The 313-nt window shown below is 70.3% G+C and carries 1 protein-coding gene; it reads right to left on the bottom strand.

The window, feature by feature from the left end; translation table 11 throughout:
• Positions 1–313: benzoate/H(+) symporter BenE family transporter (locus EN851_RS35225; protein WP_189587361.1), on the bottom strand; the 313-nt coding region annotated here is incomplete at both ends.

Raw genomic sequence — 313 nt, forward strand, 5'->3', positions numbered from 1 at the left:
GACAGCAGCGAGAAGAAGCCGGTGACGCCGATCAACGGACCGGGCTCGGGGTGGTAGCCGGCGGCCTTCAGCACGGCGAGGCCGGACAGGTTCTGCGAGGCCATGGTGACAAGGTAGAGCGGCAGCGCAAGCCCGATGACGGCGCCGGCCGTGAACTGCGGCGCAATCAGCGTCAGCGTCGACAGTTCCGGCGCCGGCAGGCCGCCGACGCGGCCGGTGAGGAAGGCGGCAAGGCCGCCGCCGATCAGCACCACCAGCACCGAGACCGCCGGGTTGAACAGCCGGATGACGAAGAAGGCGGCGATCAGCGGCA

The sequence above is a fragment of the Mesorhizobium sp. M8A.F.Ca.ET.208.01.1.1 genome (genome assembly GCF_004791315.1).
GTDB lineage: Bacteria > Pseudomonadota > Alphaproteobacteria > Rhizobiales > Rhizobiaceae > Mesorhizobium.